This is a genomic window from Pseudomonas rhizophila, assembly GCF_003033885.1.
Classification (GTDB): domain Bacteria; phylum Pseudomonadota; class Gammaproteobacteria; order Pseudomonadales; family Pseudomonadaceae; genus Aquipseudomonas; species Aquipseudomonas rhizophila.
This window is the reverse complement of record NZ_CP024081.1, coordinates 3,974,828-3,989,885: the sequence shown is the minus strand read 5'-3', so window position 1 is coordinate 3,989,885 and position 15,058 is coordinate 3,974,828. Positions and strand designations below refer to the sequence as shown.

Here is a 15,058-nt window from a genome sequence, read left to right as displayed (position 1 = left end):
ATCAATTCTCCTTGATCAATTCGGAAGCGGCCATGGCGCAGCTTCGGCTGGCACTGGTGCCGGCCCGGCCGTGCAGCTCGAACCATTGGGTGTTCAGGCCGCACTCACAATTGGCCGGATGCAGGGTCGCCAGGTCGCTCATCACCACGGCATGGGCGGGACTGGAAGAGATGTAAGGCGAGACGAACGACAACAATCCCGCCTCGCCGAAGGGCTGGACGCTGAAGTTCGAGGGGTGACGTATGAAAGCTTTCGAATAGACCGGCACATGAAACCTGTGATGCGCACATTCGATGTACGGCACGGCGTGCTCGACGGCACCGTAACCGTCGCGGCAGCGGTGCGCCTCAATGCCCAGTTGCCGGGTGATGTGTTCATAGACCTCGTGGCGGGGGATCTCCTGGGCGGCCTGTTTTTTCCAGCCGCCTCCCAGAAATACCAGGGAGTCGGGGGCAAGTTTGAGGTTCGGCGTCGCGGTTTCACGCATGCGCTCAAGCGCATGACACAGCAGCGCCGGGAAGCCAAAGATCCGCACCGGCAGGCCCTCTTCGGCGAACTCCTGAAGGGCCCGGATCGCGCCAAAGACATCGAACTCATGACCTTTTCCGGTGCGCCGCAGCGCATGAAAAATCCGATTGGCCGGCGCGAAGCTGCGCAAGAACTGGTCTGTATGAGCGGTGCCGACGTGATTGACCTTCTCCGGTTCGTGACTGAACAACAGGTAGTTGCAGGGCGAATCCGGCGTGAACCAGCCGTAATGTTCAAAGATACGCGCCACCATGCCCTGGGCCGCGGCCATGCTGCGCTCGTCGTAGCGCATGCGGCTTTTCTGGCCGCTGGTGCCGGAGGATGTCAGCTCTAGCGCGTTCTCGCCGGTGGGGCTGAGCAACAAGCGCTGTTTGAAGTAATTGGCGTAGATGGGCGGCAAGCGCGACCAGTCAGTCAAATGCTCCAGATCCTCTACCGCCAGGCCGTTGGCGTTGAGCCAGTGTTCGTAGCCGGGGGTGTGGTGGCAATGGAACAGGCTGATCTGGGCCATGGCCCGATCAAACAGACCAGCAGGTACCGAATCGGGATCGTAAGGCTGCGCCAATGCACACAGCGCATCGGCGTGGGGAAAATGAATCATGGGTAACGTTCCTCAGGGAGGGGATTTTCAGACGTGAGCGGCCGGTTGCGACATGAACAGACGCAGCGCCACAAGGCAGCTGAGCCCGGCAATGCCGACCATCAAGGCAAAGGCGTTCAGGCTTGTTCCGGCGCCCAGCAGCGCGAGCAGTGAGCCGGCGGTGCTCATCACTGCGATGGAAATCATCCCGACCATGGCCGAGACCAGCCCTTTGCTGTCGTCGCTGGCGAACAGCGCCAATCGATACAAGGCCGCGTTGCCCATGCCCAGCCCCAGGGCGTAGAGCGCCAGGCCGCTGACCAGCGCGGGTACGCCAAGGTTGAACGGGCTGGCGATCACCAGTGCGATGAGGCCGGTAGACAAGGGCCACAGGCTGTAGCGCAATACCCCGCGCACGCCCACCCGCTCCACCAGGTGATTGAGCAGGAGATTGCCAAGGATCACGCCCGAGAACACCGGGATTTGCCACAGGCCATAGACCAGGGGCGACAGGCCCTGGTCCTGGATCAGCAACAGGGGGGACAGACCGATCCAGGCAATCAGCGGCAGGCTCATCAACCCCAGCGCCACGCACGCGGCCATGAAGCCGGAGTGACTCAGCAGCGCGCCATAGCGCCTGATGAGTGTGCGCAGTTCGAACGGCTCCAGGGCCGGTTGCCGGGGGCAGGAGTGCGCCAGACCGGGGCTTCGGGGCATGAATGTCCATAAGGCCAGCCAGCTCACTGCCCCCAGGCCTGCCAGCAACATGAACAGCTCGCGCCAGGACAGCCATTGCAGCAGCAAGCCACCCAGCAGCGGCCCCAGCAAGGGCGAGAGGAGGGCGAGATTGCCCAGCAACGCCATGACCTTCACAGCGTCCGACTCGTTGAATACTTCCTGTATGGCCGGGTAGCTGACCGCGATCACGAAACCCAGCCCCATACCCTGGATCAAACGAAGCCCGTTGAATCCCTGCATGTGGGTGACCAGGGTGATCGCTGCGCAAGCCAGGACAAAACCGGCACAACCGGCGAGCATGAATGCACGACGCCCATAGCGATCGGATAACGGACCGATCAGCCACGGCAGCAGAACACCGCCCAATAGATACAGATTGAAGGCGTAGGGGATTTGATCCGCGGGCGCATCCAGTTCCCGGGTCACCGCGAGCATGGCCGGCATGACCAGGTCGCTGGCCAGATAAGTCAATAGTTCGAAAAGAGCGATAGCCAGGCAAAAACCTGTCAATCGTATTGGCGAAAGAGTTGCCAGCAAGGTTTGCATGATTTCCAACGTCGATTTTCGGTAAGGAGGTAAGCGCCTCTTATTCGAGAATACGTTGGGGGAATTCAGGGCCGAAAGAAGTCTTCCCCTTTGTTTGTGGCAGAAATATGAGTTAATTCTGTAAGACAAAAGTCCGCCAGGGGCGGACTTCTGTGGTGATGCAGGTAATTAATCTGATGGGCTTCGGTTGCGTGAGTACGCCCGTTCGGCTGTACCATGAGACCCCGTCTGCTGCCCGCTATTTCCAAAACACGGTATGGGGCTGGCAAGCACGGGGATACAGAGCGGATACATTCAGGAAATTGGCAATGACTCAATCGCAACGTTTGAAATACTCGATTCTGGTGGTCCTCGTGGTTCTGGCGATCATGCTGGGACTGACCTGGATGCAGAACAACGGCATGATCAGCGAGCAGCTGTTTCAATACATCGCGATTGCCGTCGCGGTCATCGTGGTCGTGATCAACGGCGTGATGCGACGCAAGGTCAAGCCCTGAGCGCAGGCGTCACTCCCCGCCCTGGAGCACGTGCATGGCCTTGCGGTGCAAACTGTAGGTCTTATCGGGGTTAAGGGTGACGACACCCTCGCTGCACAGGCGCTTCAACACCTCGCGCACGCTGAGGAAGGACAATGGAATGTCCAGCCCCAGCAGTTGACTGTGTACGCCCCGCACACCCAGGCTGCGGTTTTCATCGGCGGCCTTGAGCAATGCATCGATGACCTTGAGGCGAATCAGGCTGGTTCTGAGGCCGAAGCTCTTGAGCAAAAGCCTGATGTGTTCATTGCTACCTCGTTCTGCCGGCCTGTCGAACAGGTTGTGAGTGGCTGTCGCCGGAACGCCGGTCGACCTGGGCTTGCCCTCCATGGGCTGACGCGCGTCATGCATGCAAAAACTCCTTACCAGCCTGTTCAGAAAAGGTCACGGATACTCTCCTGTAATAGGACGAACGAACGCGGCCAATCATGAAGGCAAAAAGCTGAAAAATTTGTCTGGAGGCGATCAAACGCCCGTAGTCAGGCGGTGCCAGGCCATTAATTTTTTTTCATCCCATTCGTTTTCAAGGGAGGCACATTCCGGCCAGGCACGCGGTATGTGAATTCCCAGGCAGCCGTCCTGGTTTTAGAAAGTATTGGATCAGGAGTGAACGTGAGAATGTCCGGGCAGTTATCGAGGTTTGGCCTCGCAGGTGTGTTTTTCGCAGTGAGCCTGGGGTTCAGCTGCGTCGCCAGCGCTCAAAGTGATAAAGAACAGGCCAGTGCCGAGATCCGCCGCACCAGTTTTGGCGTGCCACATATCCGGGCTCAGGATGAGCGCGGGTTGGGCTACGGCATCGGGTATGCGTACGCTGAGGATAATTTATGCCTGCTGGCCAATGAGATCGTCACGGTCAATGGTCAACGCTCGCGCTACTTCGGCCCGGAGCAGGTCACGCTCGAACAGCGGGAGAACCGCGTCAGCGATGTATTTTTCAACTGGCTCAACACGCCGCAAGCCGTTTCCGGTTTCTGGCAAGCCCAGACGCCTCAAGTACAGCAACTGGTCGAAGGCTATGTGGCGGGTTTCAACCGCGCGCTGGCCGAACGCAAGGCCATCGGCCTGCCCGAGCAATGTGCCAGTGAGTGGGTGCGGCCGATCACCGCGCTGGACCTGGTCAAACTGACCCGGCGCCTGTTGGTGGAAGGTGGCGTCGGCCAGTTCGCCGAAGCCCTGGCGGGCGCTCAGCCGCCACAAGCGACGGCGGACGCTGGCGAGCCGAGGACAGGTTTCGCAGGCGCTGCGACCCGGCAGCAGCGTTTCGCCCTGGAGCGTGGTAGTAACGCGGTCGCCATCGGCAGTGAGCGCTCCTTCAACGGGCGTGGGATGTTGCTGGCGAACCCGCACTTCCCATGGCTGGGGGGCATGCGTTTTTACCAGATGCACCTGACCATTCCCGGCAAACTGGACGTCATGGGCGCGGCCCTGCCAGGCTTGCCCGTGATCAACATCGGTTTCAGCCAGCACCTGGCCTGGACCCACACCGTCGACACCTCTAAACATTTCACGCTGTACCGTCTGCAACTCGACCCGAAAGACCCGACCCGCTACCTGCTCGATGGTCAATCCGTACCGATGAGCCAACAGACGGTGACGGTGGACATCAAACAACCCGATGGCCAGGTGCAGAGCGTTTCGCGGGTGGTCTACGGCTCGCAGTTCGGTCCGATCGTGCAATGGCCCGGCCGGCTGGACTGGGATGACAAGTTCGCCTACAGCCTGCGCGATGCGAACCGGGAAAATGATCGGGTGCTCGCCCAGTGGTACGCCATGAACAAAGCCGTCACGCTCACGGACTTGCAGAGTGCGGTCCATGAGATCCACGGTATTCCATGGGTCAACACCCTGGCGGTGGACGATCAGGGGCAAAGTCTCTACATGAACGTGTCGGTGGTACCGAACGTCGATGCCGACAAGTTGGCCCGCTGCAGCGACCCGCGGGCAGGGCTGCAACTCATCGTACTGGACGGCTCACGCGGCGAATGCGCCTGGGATATCGATCCCGAGGCCGTGCAGAAAGGCATTTACGCCGCCGACAAGCTACCGCAGTTGTTGCGCCGCGATTATGTGCAAAATTCCAACGATTCGGCCTGGATGGTCAACCCTTCACAACCCTTGTCCGGTTATTCGCCCTTGATCAGCCAGCAAGACCAACCGCTGGGCCTGCGTGCGCGTTTTGCTCTGCAGCGGCTGGGTCAACTGGCCAAGGACGGGCCGGTGAAGGTCGATGACTTGCAGCGTATGGTCATGGACGACCAGGTCTACCTTGCTGATCAGGTGATGCCCGACCTGCTGGGCTTTTGTGCCGGTGACCTGGGGGCCGATGCCGTGACGTTGACCCAGGTGTGCAACGATCTCAGGGTCTGGGATCGAACCGCTGGCCTGGACAGCGGATTGGGCTTCATTCATTTCCAGCGCATCATGGCGCAGTTGCAGGGGGTGCCTGATTCATGGCGTGTCCCGTTCGATCCGCAAGACCCGCGACATACTCCAAACGGCCTGGCGATTGAGCGTGCCCCGGTGCACAAGGCTGTGCGTCAAGCCATGCTGGCCTCGCAGGCCTCTGTGAAGGCCGCCGGATTGCCGAAGGATAGCCGCTGGCAGGACATCCAGGTTGCCAGCAGTGGCAGCCGGCAGACGCCAATCCACGGCGGCCCCGGTGAGCTGGGGATCTATAACGCGATTCAGAGCGTGCCAGGGGCCAACGGTAAACGGGAAGTGGTCAGCGGCACCAGCTATCTGCAAGTGGTGAGTTTTGATGGCAAAGGACCTCGGGCTGAAGGTCTGTTGGCATTTTCCATTTCCAGCGACCCCGCATCGCCGTATTCGGCCGACCAGACCCAGGCATTCTCGAAGAAGCAATGGAGTGCGCTACCGTTCACCGAACAGCAGATCAAAGCCGATCCGCACTATCAGGCGGTGATCATCCGTGAGCGTGATGAGGCGGGCAGGGTGGCCGCGCACTGATCGCTGTTGTTTTACACAAAAGCCGCGACCTGATCAGGTCGCGGCTTTTTCAGTTGGACGGCCGTTGACCGATGGAGTTGAGGACTGGATTGCCGTCCTGGTTCTGCGTCAGGTAAACCGGCAGGACTTTGGGCAACGAAGGCACCAGGTTCTTCACTTCGTTGAGGTTGTAGATACCACCGATACGCAGGGCGCCCGTGCTGTTGTCGGCCAGCATGACGGGATGCTCGAGATAACGATTGATCAGCGGGAGTGCATCGCTGAGGGCAAGGTTGTCCAGCACCAGCTTGCCGTTGCGCCACGCCAGCGAGCTGTCGTTGGCATCGACTTCACGGATTTGCGGTTGGTAGTCGCCAGCTTTGTAGCTGGCCTGCATGCCCGGCGACAGTTGCGAGCCGTTACTGGCAAGTGCCTGGTTGCTGGTCACCCATACTGAGCCCTCCACCAGCGTCACCCGGACCTGATCCTGATACATCCATACATTGAAGCGAGTGCCGGTCACGCGCACCTGGCCCTGGCCGGCCCGTACAACGAATGGGTGTTGTGTGTCATGGCTGACGTCGAAAAACGCCTCGCCCTTTTTCAGCGTCACCCGACGCTCATTCTTGTAATTGGCAAATACCAGTTCACTGCCCAGGTTCAGTTCTACCTGGCTGCCGTCACCCAGGGTGATGTGACGCACGCTTGTATCCGCTTCGAATCGTTCGTAGGAGTTGGCAACCCAGCCCAGGTTCCAGCCCGTGTAGGCGGCCAGGGGTATGCCCAGCACAAGCACTGCGGCTGCGACAGCCATCCGACTCCAGCGGGACCGAGGTCGCGGTATTGGCGCGGGAGATGGTGCCGCTTCGACACGCGGAAGATGATCGGCCACGGCCCAGATCTCCAGCATGGCTTGGTATTCGAAAGCGTGCAGGGGATCGGCATCGTGCCATTGTTTGAATGCCAGCCGTTCGGCGTCGGTGCAGTCGACGGCGTGCAAACGCATGCACCAATGCGCGGCCGCATCGGTAATGGCGTCGTATTCGGCTTCCGAGAGTGTATGTTCGGTCATTGACTCTTCCTGGTTTGCCGCATTCTAACCTTCGGCATGACCTGTCGAGAACCGCCATCATGGCGTTTGCACATCAAAATAAGCCTGTTTTTTCCGGTCAAAGGCTCGAACACCGGTATGTCGTGGTTATAGCGTGGCATACATCTCGTGAAAAAAAGATCAAGACCCGTCCGCGCGCAGCGTTCGCAGAGACCGTTTAAAACGTGGCAGCGGGACTCAAGGGTGGGGAGTCCAGCTGTCGACCCAGCTCACAGATGAGTAGCGTCATGGAGTCGGCGTTTCGCAAGATCACGTCGATGCGTGCTGTCGGTGAACCTGGATCCAGAAAGATACTGCGCGCCTCGCTCATGCTTCTGGCGCCGGTCATCTTCAGGATTTCCCGGGCCATATCCCGATGCTCGGGGAAAAGCTCCAGGCTCTTGAGCCCGCCGGCTGCACTGTCCCAGCCCATGAACAGTTTGGATCGTGGCGTGGTCAACGACAGCCCGTTGCGTTGCTGGTCCTTTTGATAATTGTATTTTGAATGTCCGAACTGAGTGGCATTGGAAATCAGGTCCAGAAACGGCAGTGCCGCGTCCAGATAGACAATATCGAGCGTGTCGAAAAGCTGATGAGAAACTTCGTGGATAAGCACCGCGGCCTGGGCGTGGGCATCGACATTGAAGGAATCCGGGACCGCGTCCTTGTACCAATCCAATCCGACCTCGAAGAAATACTGGGTCAGATAGATTCTTCCTGCCTTTTCCGGTTCGAGCACGAATGCGGTGGCTCTATCGTCCATGTATTTCAAACGGCCGATTACAAGGCGCTTGGCGTTGCGGGTTTCCCAGGACGGATCAGCCAATGCCCGGCACAGCGGCGAGACGGCGGTGTGTATTTTCTTGATCAGGCTGGCGTCGACTGTCCTCACCCCAAAAAACGTCTTCAGGAAGGTATCCAGCCGAGAGCCCGGCGGGACCTGATGTTTGATCTGATCCAGATTATGCAGGGCGTTGAATGAGTAATACCTGGCCACCTCCAGGGCCTGCTCGATCATGTTTGCGTAAGCCGGGTATTTGCGGCGTATTTGCGCCATGCCCCGAGCCTCAATGTTGAGCGACGTTGAAGCCTTGTAGTCGCTGTAGGAATTGGCCAGCGTTGACATCACTTTGCCGTAGCGAATGGTCTGCCGTTGTGGGTCTACGGTCCATTGCTGGTTATCAGGCGACTGCCTCAGTATTGGGCCCTCTCCCTGTTCATGGACCACGCGCCAGACCTGATTGGCTTTGGCCACCTGAAAAACCATGCCGGCAACAGGTGCGTAAAGCTTGTCGGACCCTGGGGCCCTGTAGGTTCCGTCGATCCGGTTCTTCTGCAGGTTGTGCAGGCTCACCTCCGTGGCTTCGAAGGCCCGCAGGTTGGTGCGCGTCGGGGCGGTGGAGGCGATGTCTTTCCAGCGGGGCGGGGTCGCCATGGAGGCGTTCTGCGTGCCGGGACTTATCGGGTCGAGCAGGCCGAAGGTGTCGTCGCGATTCAGGAAGCCAAGTGAGACCATCTCTGCCGCGCCGGCGATGAAGTCGTGCAAGCCTGCTTTCCAGTCATGCTGCTGCAGGGATTCAGAAGAGGCCTTGAAGTCTTGGTAACTTTCCCAAAGCGTTTCGATAAACGTCAGTTTGCCTTGCAACTGCCGCCCCACCAGTTTGACGCCGGCGCTGAACAAATGCAGGGCCGTTTCCCAGTCAAACTGGCGGTTTTTTTCTGTTTGTGCGCTCAGCATGTCCGATAACAGGGTTGTATTGTCGTTGAACAATACATCGAACAGGTTGGTCTTGATCGGATTGGAAGCCAGGGTGATTTCCGATAGAGAACCGACCGTGGCGGCGAACAGGTTCTTGAACGTGGCTTGCTGGCTTTCGGGAAGTCGACGAATCAGCAGGTCCTGCAACGCGCCCGGCGTGTTGAAGGCTGCAATGAGGCTGCCCTGGTCCTTGAACTCGGTGAAGTTGTGGCCCGCATGGTAGGGGGAATACAGCACATGGGGGGCAGTATCATCGGTGCTTGATCCGATCAGGTAGAGCCCCAGTGCCTTGATCGCCGCAGCTCCCCGGGTTTTGATCAGCTCCAGTGGACGAATCAACGCGCTGGCGCCGTCCACTGCCTGGCGTGCGATGGCATCCGGCATGTCCAGTACCTGGCGAATCAAGTCAAACCCTGTGGGAGAAAGGTGCTGTTGTAGATGCAGTGCGTGGGCATGTTGCAACAGTTGCCAGGGCAACTGCCGGCGAAATCGCTGCTTTCTTTTCTGGCCATCGGTCGAGGTAGTGGAGAGTTCGTCCAGTACGATCTTTTTATAGGCAGAGGGTATGTCCAACGACAGCAGCATTTGTCTGACAGCCGTCTCGTTCAGGCTGTCGGGCAACGCGCGCCCGGAGGTCGAGGACACCCTGAAGCCTGTCTTTTGAGTGAAGTCGGCATGATTGAGGGCGAACTCGGTCAAGCTGCTGGCGGGCCCCGCCAACGCATGGTTCGGGGTGATCAACAGGGTGGCAGGATCCAGGTCTTTTACGGCGAAACGCGCATCCAGGAGCGCTTTGAGCTTTTTGCTCACATAGGTGTGCAGGGGCTCGATACCGTCCAGATAATCCTCGTCATCGTCGACACTGCTTCTGTATTGCTCAAGCAGGTCAACCTGTAGGCGCTGTTCTTCAAGTGGTGCGGCGCCAAGCCAGGCGGGGAGTTTCTGTTGCAAGCGGATCGCCTGGGCGATACGTGTGGCGTGTGTCAGATTGGTAGGCGCGGCCTTTTCAAGCAATGTGCCCAGGCTTTTTACCCGTTCAGGCCCTGTCAGTTGCCAGTCCCCGCTCTTTAGCGTGCTCAGATACCTGTATTGGGCCTCGAACAGTGCGTTGAACGACTTCATCCGATTGAGCAGCACGTTGTCTTCGATCAGCTCAAACACATCCAGTTGATAACGTCCATGGGGCTTGCGTTGGGCGGGCCAGAGGTTGGCGAGCAGACCAGAGCGCTTTCGTGAGTCGAGCAGGTGGCGATTCAATTGCTGGGTGGCAAGTTCGACTGAGGCAAACACTTGTAAACCGTCGGCCGGTGTCCAGAGAATTGCCAGGCCGGAATGAGGCGTATCCAGCCCGCCGCGTTCGGTCAGCAGGAAACAATTGGCCAGCGGCAAAGAGACGGTTTTGCCGTCCTCGGTACATGCCAGCCTCAGCGAATAGACATCGGGCCGGAAGCCCTTTACCCCGATGCGTTGAGTGCGGTCCGGATATTCGGCATCAAAGGCAAAGACCGCGGCGATAAGGTCGCGCGCGGCGGGAGACAGGGTTGCGTTGAGTTCTCTGAGTTCGGCTTCTGCACGTATTCCCAGGGAAAAGACGTTGGTCAGTTTAGGAAGAAGGCCTTTCAATGCGTGACGCAGCGAGGTGTCGCTGGAGAGTGGCAATCGGCTCAGTTCGGCATTCAAGGCCTCTTCGACACTGGCGTAGCTCTTGATCTTTCTCTCCAGTTGATCAGCCATGAAATTGGACGGGCGCAGGTCCCCGTAAAAAACCGGCTGCGTGCCCCAGTGTCCAGCGGTTTTTTGCGTCAGCAGGTTTTTGCCGATCAGGCTGCGTATGTCCAGGGCCTTGTCAACGAGCGCGTGGACGTCCACGTCCCCCTGGCGGGACATCTCCATTGCGAAATGAAGGTTTTTCGACTGTTTGCCGATGATCGCATCAGCCAGAGACTCGAATACCGGCCACGTCACCGCCTTACCTGACACCTGGGGATCGTCAAAGCGCAGGAAGCGGTTGCGCTCCTCCAGGCTGAGCAGACTGTAGAGTTCTTCCTTTCGCCCTGCGCCGGTGGGGGTATTGAGCAGTGCATCCTTGAAACCCAGGTAGTTGTCGACTTTCTCAAGGCCGTGACTGGGGGTATAGAGATAGTGTCCCTTGGCGCTGATCATCAAAGAACCCGCCAGCTCTACGTAGAGCGGCTCATATTCCCAAAGACGCAGGGTTTCGATAAACAGCAGCGGTTCGTCCGGGCGAGATGGCCTGTACAGCCGCAGCAGTTCCTGGGCGTGGGCCTCGGTGAGTTGTCTTTTCTCCCGCTTGATCAGAATCGTGGCTTGTAGCGCATCGCTGAGAACTTGGGAAAGAAAGCGCCGGCGCGAGGTATTGAACGGGCCGGTGGCGTCCCAATAAGCGTCGATACAGTGGGCAAGGCTGGGGATCAGGTTGCTGGCGGTCACCTTCAACACGCTCTCCCATTGACGCTTGTTTTGCGGTGATACGGTGATGCCTGGATGAATGAAGTCAACGTCTTGCCCGGCGGGCCGACCCTGGCTGTGGAAGTAGGCCAGGACCGCCTCGCTGAGTGTCATGCTTCTGGTCAACTGGCTTGCCTTCTGACTCCCCACGCTACTCCACGTGCTCATGGTTACGCGGGTCTGTCGATGATCAAAGTTGGACAGCACCTCATTCAAGATCGCGTCAAGCATCGTACTGAGGGAGGGTAACTTGATCAGTTCATCCACCATTGTTCGGGCGTTGAGGCTTTGAGCGAACTCGATGGACTCGACCAGGGTGTTGAAGACGTCACCGTCGATACGTTGCCGGGTCGTTCTGATCGCGGAGGTGCTGTTGAGTTCGGCGCGCTGGGAAATCGATAACAGCCGAAAAAGATCGTCACGCTCGGCTGGACTGTCCAGCATTGCTTCCATCTTCTCTTCGAGAGCTTCGGGGCTGTCGAATTTTCTGATTCCGCCGTAGGGCGTGTAGAGGAACGCAGGCTGGGTCTGCGCTGCGTCTGCGTCTGTCAGCGCTTTGAGCACAAGGCAGCCGGCCAGCGGGATCGGCGCGTTTGCGTCGACCTGCAAGCGAATCGTTTCGGCAGACATGGGGGGCGTCTGTGCGGCGCGCAGCGTGTGGTTGGACAGGGACACGTGGTGCAGCCAGTCGAGGTCGGCCTGGGTCAATCCGTGGGGGGCGTTCAAGTCCTCCAGGTTATTGGCGGCCAATACCTCGGGAAATAATAACGGCGTAGTTGCAGTGGTCATCGTTGCTTCTCGCTCAAGGCGCCGCGAGGCGGCACGTTTGGTGGATGAGCGGCCAGACTAGGCAACGATCAATGAGCCAAGGTGGTACATAGTTACCGCACCCAAGCGCGGTGATCAGCGTAATCCGGCACGAGCAAGCTTTGCTCCGACAGTGAAGCGGTGTTTAATCAGCCGGCTGGTTCCCCTTACGCTGTTGCTACCTCCAACAATCACTCTGGAGCTTCAGATGTCTGCGCTATCCGATCATGCCGGTTCAAGCACCCTGTCTTTTTCCGCTTTGGTGAGCTTGCTGGAGAAAATATTCCTGCGACACGGCACGTCGGCCGAGGTCGCCCGGGCCCTGGCCGAAAACTGCGCCGGAGCCGAACGTGATGGCGCCCACAGTCATGGGGTGTTTCGCATTCCCGGTTATGTCTCGACGCTGAAAAGTGGTTGGGTCAATGGTCAGGCAGTACCCACGGTCGAAGATGTGGCATCAGGGTTTGTACGGGTGGACGCTGGTAACGGCTTCGCCCAGCCGGCCCTGGCCGCCGCACGTCCGTTGCTGGTGGCCAAGGCCCGCAGCGCCGGGATTGCAGTGTTGGCGATCCGCAACTCCCATCACTTCGCTGCCCTGTGGCCGGATGTCGAGCCGTTTGCCTATGAAGGTCTCGTGGCATTGAGCGTGGTCAACAGCATGACGTGCGTGGTGCCTCACGGTGCTGACCGTCCACTCTTTGGTACCAATCCCATTGCCTTCGCTGCGCCACGGGCCGATGGTGAGCCGATTGTCTTCGACCTGGCCACCAGCGCGATTGCTCACGGAGATGTGCAGATTGCTGCACGCAAGGGCGAGTCACTACCGCCAGGAATGGGGGTGGACAGCCTCGGTCAGCCGACCTGCGATCCGAAGGCGATTCTCGAAGGCGGGGCGCTCCTGCCTTTTGGCGGACACAAGGGCTCGGCGTTGTCGATGATGGTCGAGCTGCTGGCGGCCGCCCTGACCGGTGGCAACTTTTCCTTCGAGTTCGATTGGCACAACCATCCTGGGGCCAAGACACCCTGGACCGGTCAGTTGTTGATCGTGATCGACCCGAGCAAGGCCGCCGGGCAGAACTTCGCCGAGCGCAGCCAGGAGCTGGTCAGGCAGATGCATGGTGTCGGGTTGCGACGGCTGCCGGGTGATCGTCGACACAACGAGCGCAGCAAATCCAATGAGCGGGGGATCGCACTGGACGGGCAGACATTGGCGCAGTTGCGGGAGTTGGCGGGTTTGTAAAGCCGGCTTCGGATGAGGCTCTGGCGGTTCACGCATCTGTGGCGAGGAAATAAATCTCCTCGCCACACTATCAGTGATCATTCAAACAGGTTTTTGCCAAGGGCTTAACGGCGTCCGAGCAACAACCCCACCACCAGGCCGAAGCCTGCGGAAATGGCCACGGTCTGCCATGGATGTCCGCCGATATAGACTTCGGTGGCATCGACCATCGGCCGGGTCCGCTCCCGTGCGCTGGCAACCGAATCCAGGGCTTGTTGCAGCTTCTGCGAGATCTGGTCGCGCAGGTTTTCAGCGTCTTCGCCGACCAGTGAGGCGCTGCTTTTGAGCAGCTTTTCCGATTCCTCAATCAAAGCCTTCAGTTCACTGAAGGCTTGATCCTTGATTTGCTCTCCATTCCCTTGCAGCGTGCTTTTGCGAGCCATTGAGGTACTCCTTGCTGATGATGGCAGTGAACAATGGAGTGCTGCCCTTGAGCAAAAGTTGCAGCGTCTGGCAGCGGCAGCACTGTGGATCATAAAACGTGGTTAAGACGCGCCTCTTCAAGGTGTAAGATGGCGCATATTTACGCAACAGGTAATTCCCATGAGTTTCAATCTGGCTGACAAGCCCCTGGCCGAGCGCGCGGCACTGGAAGACGAAAAGTCCCGACTTTTTGAACTGTGGCAAAACAATCTGGGCAAGGCCAAGGGTGACGCGGCCCGGTTGTTCGGCGAGCGTTCCAAGCGCAAGGGCAAGTGGTCCGAATGGGTACGTGCCGAACTGGACGGCATGTCGCCGCCTGAGTACGCCAACATGGTGCGCAGTGAAGTCAATCGTCTGATGGCAGCCAACAAATAAACCTCAGGCAAAGGTCGCGATGATAGCCTCACGCACCTTGACCACGGCCGGGTCCATCTGCGTATGGGTTCGCCAGCCCAGTTCGATCGGGTAGCGGGGCAGGTCCAGCGGGCAGGGCAGCAACGCCAGGCCACTGAGGGAGGCGATCGCCGCGGCGGCATGCAGCGGAATGGTCGCCACGGCCTGGCTGCCCTTGAGCAGGAACGGCAGGGCGGCAAAGTGGGTGGTCGAGGCACACACCCGCCGGCTCAGCCCAAGGCCGGCCAACCCTTCGTCGGTGATGCCGATGAACCCACCGGAAGACACGAGCAGATGCTCACGGGCCACGAACGCCTCTAGGGTCAGCGTCTGCTGGTCCTGCGTCAGGCTGGCCGGGTCGACGAGACAGGCGTAGTCGCCTTCGCCCAGTACCTGACGGCTGAGCAAGCGTTCGGTAAACCCTCCCGCCGTGATCGCCAGATCGAAACTGCGCTCCATCAGCGCCCGGCCGACGATCTGGCTATGGGTCTGGCGAAAAATCAATCGCAGCCCCGGCGCGCGTCGTGCCACGTCCTCGATCAAGCGCCGGCCATGGGCAATTTCGAAATCATCGGACAACCCGACGATGACCGAGCGACCTTCGTAGTGACTGGCATCGGGGTCAACCATCGCCAGGCTCTGGCGACATTTATTCAGTGCGTCGCTGATCACCGGTTTGAGCTGATTGGCCCGTAAGGTCGGCGCCAGGCCGCGGCCAGTGCGCACAAACAATTGATCGTCATACAGGTTTCGAAGCCTGCGCAGCGCCGCGCTGATGGCCGACTGGGTCACGCCCAGGCGTAGCGCGGCGCGGCTGGCGCTGGATTCATCGTGCAGGGCTTCGAAGGTCTTGAGCAGATTAAGGTCGACATCCGCGATATTCATAACACTCATATCATTTAGCAGCGTATGGGGCTTTATTCATGATCGTCTGGCACCTGAAAATCAGCAACCCCAGATGATC

General features: G+C 59.1%; 11 protein-coding genes. 4 read left to right on the top strand and 7 right to left on the bottom strand.

Translation table 11 applies throughout. The features are described from left to right. Position 1: 1 nt before the first annotated feature. Both CRX69_RS18460 and CRX69_RS18455 read right to left on the bottom strand, forming a co-directional pair. Positions 2–1,129, bottom strand: a complete 1,128-nt coding sequence (locus tag CRX69_RS18460) for a LuxE/PaaK family acyltransferase (RefSeq protein WP_107322519.1) — start codon at positions 1,127–1,129, stop codon at positions 2–4. A gap of 27 nt (positions 1,130–1,156) precedes the next feature. Continuing rightward, positions 1,157–2,392: an MdfA family multidrug efflux MFS transporter gene (locus CRX69_RS18455; RefSeq protein ID WP_107322518.1), complete on the bottom strand. Its 1,236-nt coding sequence runs from the start codon at positions 2,390–2,392 to the stop codon at positions 1,157–1,159. Positions 2,393–2,700: 308 nt separating this feature from the next. Here CRX69_RS18455 and CRX69_RS18450 point away from each other — a divergent pair, with 308 nt between their 5' ends. Next, entirely contained in the window at positions 2,701–2,889 is a 189-nt protein-coding gene (locus tag CRX69_RS18450; RefSeq protein ID WP_047226561.1) for a hypothetical protein, read from the top strand. A 9-nt stretch (positions 2,890–2,898) separates the two neighbouring features. Here CRX69_RS18450 and CRX69_RS18445 read toward each other — a convergent pair whose 3' ends face one another. Further along, positions 2,899–3,279 (bottom strand): fe2+ zn2+ uptake regulation protein, encoded by a 381-nt coding sequence (locus tag CRX69_RS18445; RefSeq protein ID WP_047226560.1) that lies wholly within the window; start codon positions 3,277–3,279, stop codon positions 2,899–2,901. A 267-nt stretch (positions 3,280–3,546) separates the two neighbouring features. Between CRX69_RS18445 and pvdQ the strand changes: the two genes are divergently transcribed. Next, complete coding sequence (pvdQ, locus tag CRX69_RS18440; protein WP_107322517.1) at positions 3,547–5,895, top strand: bifunctional acylase PvdQ; 2,349 nt, start codon at positions 3,547–3,549, stop codon at positions 5,893–5,895. Between the two features lie 49 nt (positions 5,896–5,944). Here the strand turns inward: pvdQ and CRX69_RS18435 are convergent, their stop codons facing one another. Both CRX69_RS18435 and CRX69_RS18430 read right to left on the bottom strand, forming a co-directional pair. Next, positions 5,945–6,946, bottom strand: a complete 1,002-nt coding sequence (locus CRX69_RS18435) for a FecR family protein (protein ID WP_107322516.1) — start codon at positions 6,944–6,946, stop codon at positions 5,945–5,947. A 196-nt stretch (positions 6,947–7,142) separates the two neighbouring features. Then, positions 7,143–11,900, bottom strand: coding sequence for a dermonecrotic toxin domain-containing protein (locus tag CRX69_RS18430; RefSeq protein WP_240539546.1), 4,758 nt, complete (start codon positions 11,898–11,900; stop codon positions 7,143–7,145). A gap of 307 nt (positions 11,901–12,207) precedes the next feature. On the opposite strand from CRX69_RS18430, the gene CRX69_RS18425 reads away from it, so the two are divergent. After that, complete coding sequence (locus CRX69_RS18425; protein ID WP_076384981.1) at positions 12,208–13,239, top strand: Ldh family oxidoreductase; 1,032 nt, start codon at positions 12,208–12,210, stop codon at positions 13,237–13,239. A 104-nt stretch (positions 13,240–13,343) separates the two neighbouring features. Here the strand turns inward: CRX69_RS18425 and CRX69_RS18420 are convergent, their stop codons facing one another. Next, entirely contained in the window at positions 13,344–13,661 is a 318-nt protein-coding gene (locus CRX69_RS18420) for an ElaB/YgaM/YqjD family protein (RefSeq protein ID WP_047226556.1), read from the bottom strand. A gap of 160 nt (positions 13,662–13,821) precedes the next feature. Between CRX69_RS18420 and CRX69_RS18415 the strand changes: the two genes are divergently transcribed. Further along, positions 13,822–14,076: a hypothetical protein gene (locus CRX69_RS18415; RefSeq protein ID WP_076384979.1), complete on the top strand. Its 255-nt coding sequence runs from the start codon at positions 13,822–13,824 to the stop codon at positions 14,074–14,076. Between the two features lie 3 nt (positions 14,077–14,079). Here CRX69_RS18415 and CRX69_RS18410 read toward each other — a convergent pair whose 3' ends face one another. Further along, on the bottom strand, positions 14,080–14,979 hold the full coding sequence (locus CRX69_RS18410; protein WP_172833799.1) for a LysR family transcriptional regulator: 900 nt from the start codon (positions 14,977–14,979) through the stop codon (positions 14,080–14,082). Positions 14,980–15,058 lie beyond the last annotated feature (79 nt).

Excerpts from the sequence above, each read along its gene's own strand:
- CRX69_RS18420 (WP_047226556.1), bottom strand. The coding sequence starts at position 13,661 with ATGGCTCGCAAAAGCACGCTGCAAGGGAATGGAGAGCAAATCAAGGAT.
- CRX69_RS18450 (WP_047226561.1), top strand. The coding sequence starts at position 2,701 with ATGACTCAATCGCAACGTTTGAAATACTCGATTCTGGTGGTCCTCGTG.
- CRX69_RS18425 (WP_076384981.1), top strand. The coding sequence starts at position 12,208 with ATGTCTGCGCTATCCGATCATGCCGGTTCAAGCACCCTGTCTTTTTCC.
- CRX69_RS18415 (WP_076384979.1), top strand. The coding sequence starts at position 13,822 with ATGAGTTTCAATCTGGCTGACAAGCCCCTGGCCGAGCGCGCGGCACTG.
- CRX69_RS18445 (WP_047226560.1), bottom strand. The coding sequence starts at position 3,279 with ATGCATGACGCGCGTCAGCCCATGGAGGGCAAGCCCAGGTCGACCGGC.
- pvdQ (WP_107322517.1), top strand. The coding sequence starts at position 3,547 with ATGTCCGGGCAGTTATCGAGGTTTGGCCTCGCAGGTGTGTTTTTCGCA.
- CRX69_RS18455 (WP_107322518.1), bottom strand. The coding sequence starts at position 2,392 with ATGCAAACCTTGCTGGCAACTCTTTCGCCAATACGATTGACAGGTTTT.
- CRX69_RS18435 (WP_107322516.1), bottom strand. The coding sequence starts at position 6,946 with ATGACCGAACATACACTCTCGGAAGCCGAATACGACGCCATTACCGAT.
- CRX69_RS18460 (WP_107322519.1), bottom strand. The coding sequence starts at position 1,129 with ATGATTCATTTTCCCCACGCCGATGCGCTGTGTGCATTGGCGCAGCCT.
- CRX69_RS18410 (WP_172833799.1), bottom strand. The coding sequence starts at position 14,979 with ATGAATATCGCGGATGTCGACCTTAATCTGCTCAAGACCTTCGAAGCC.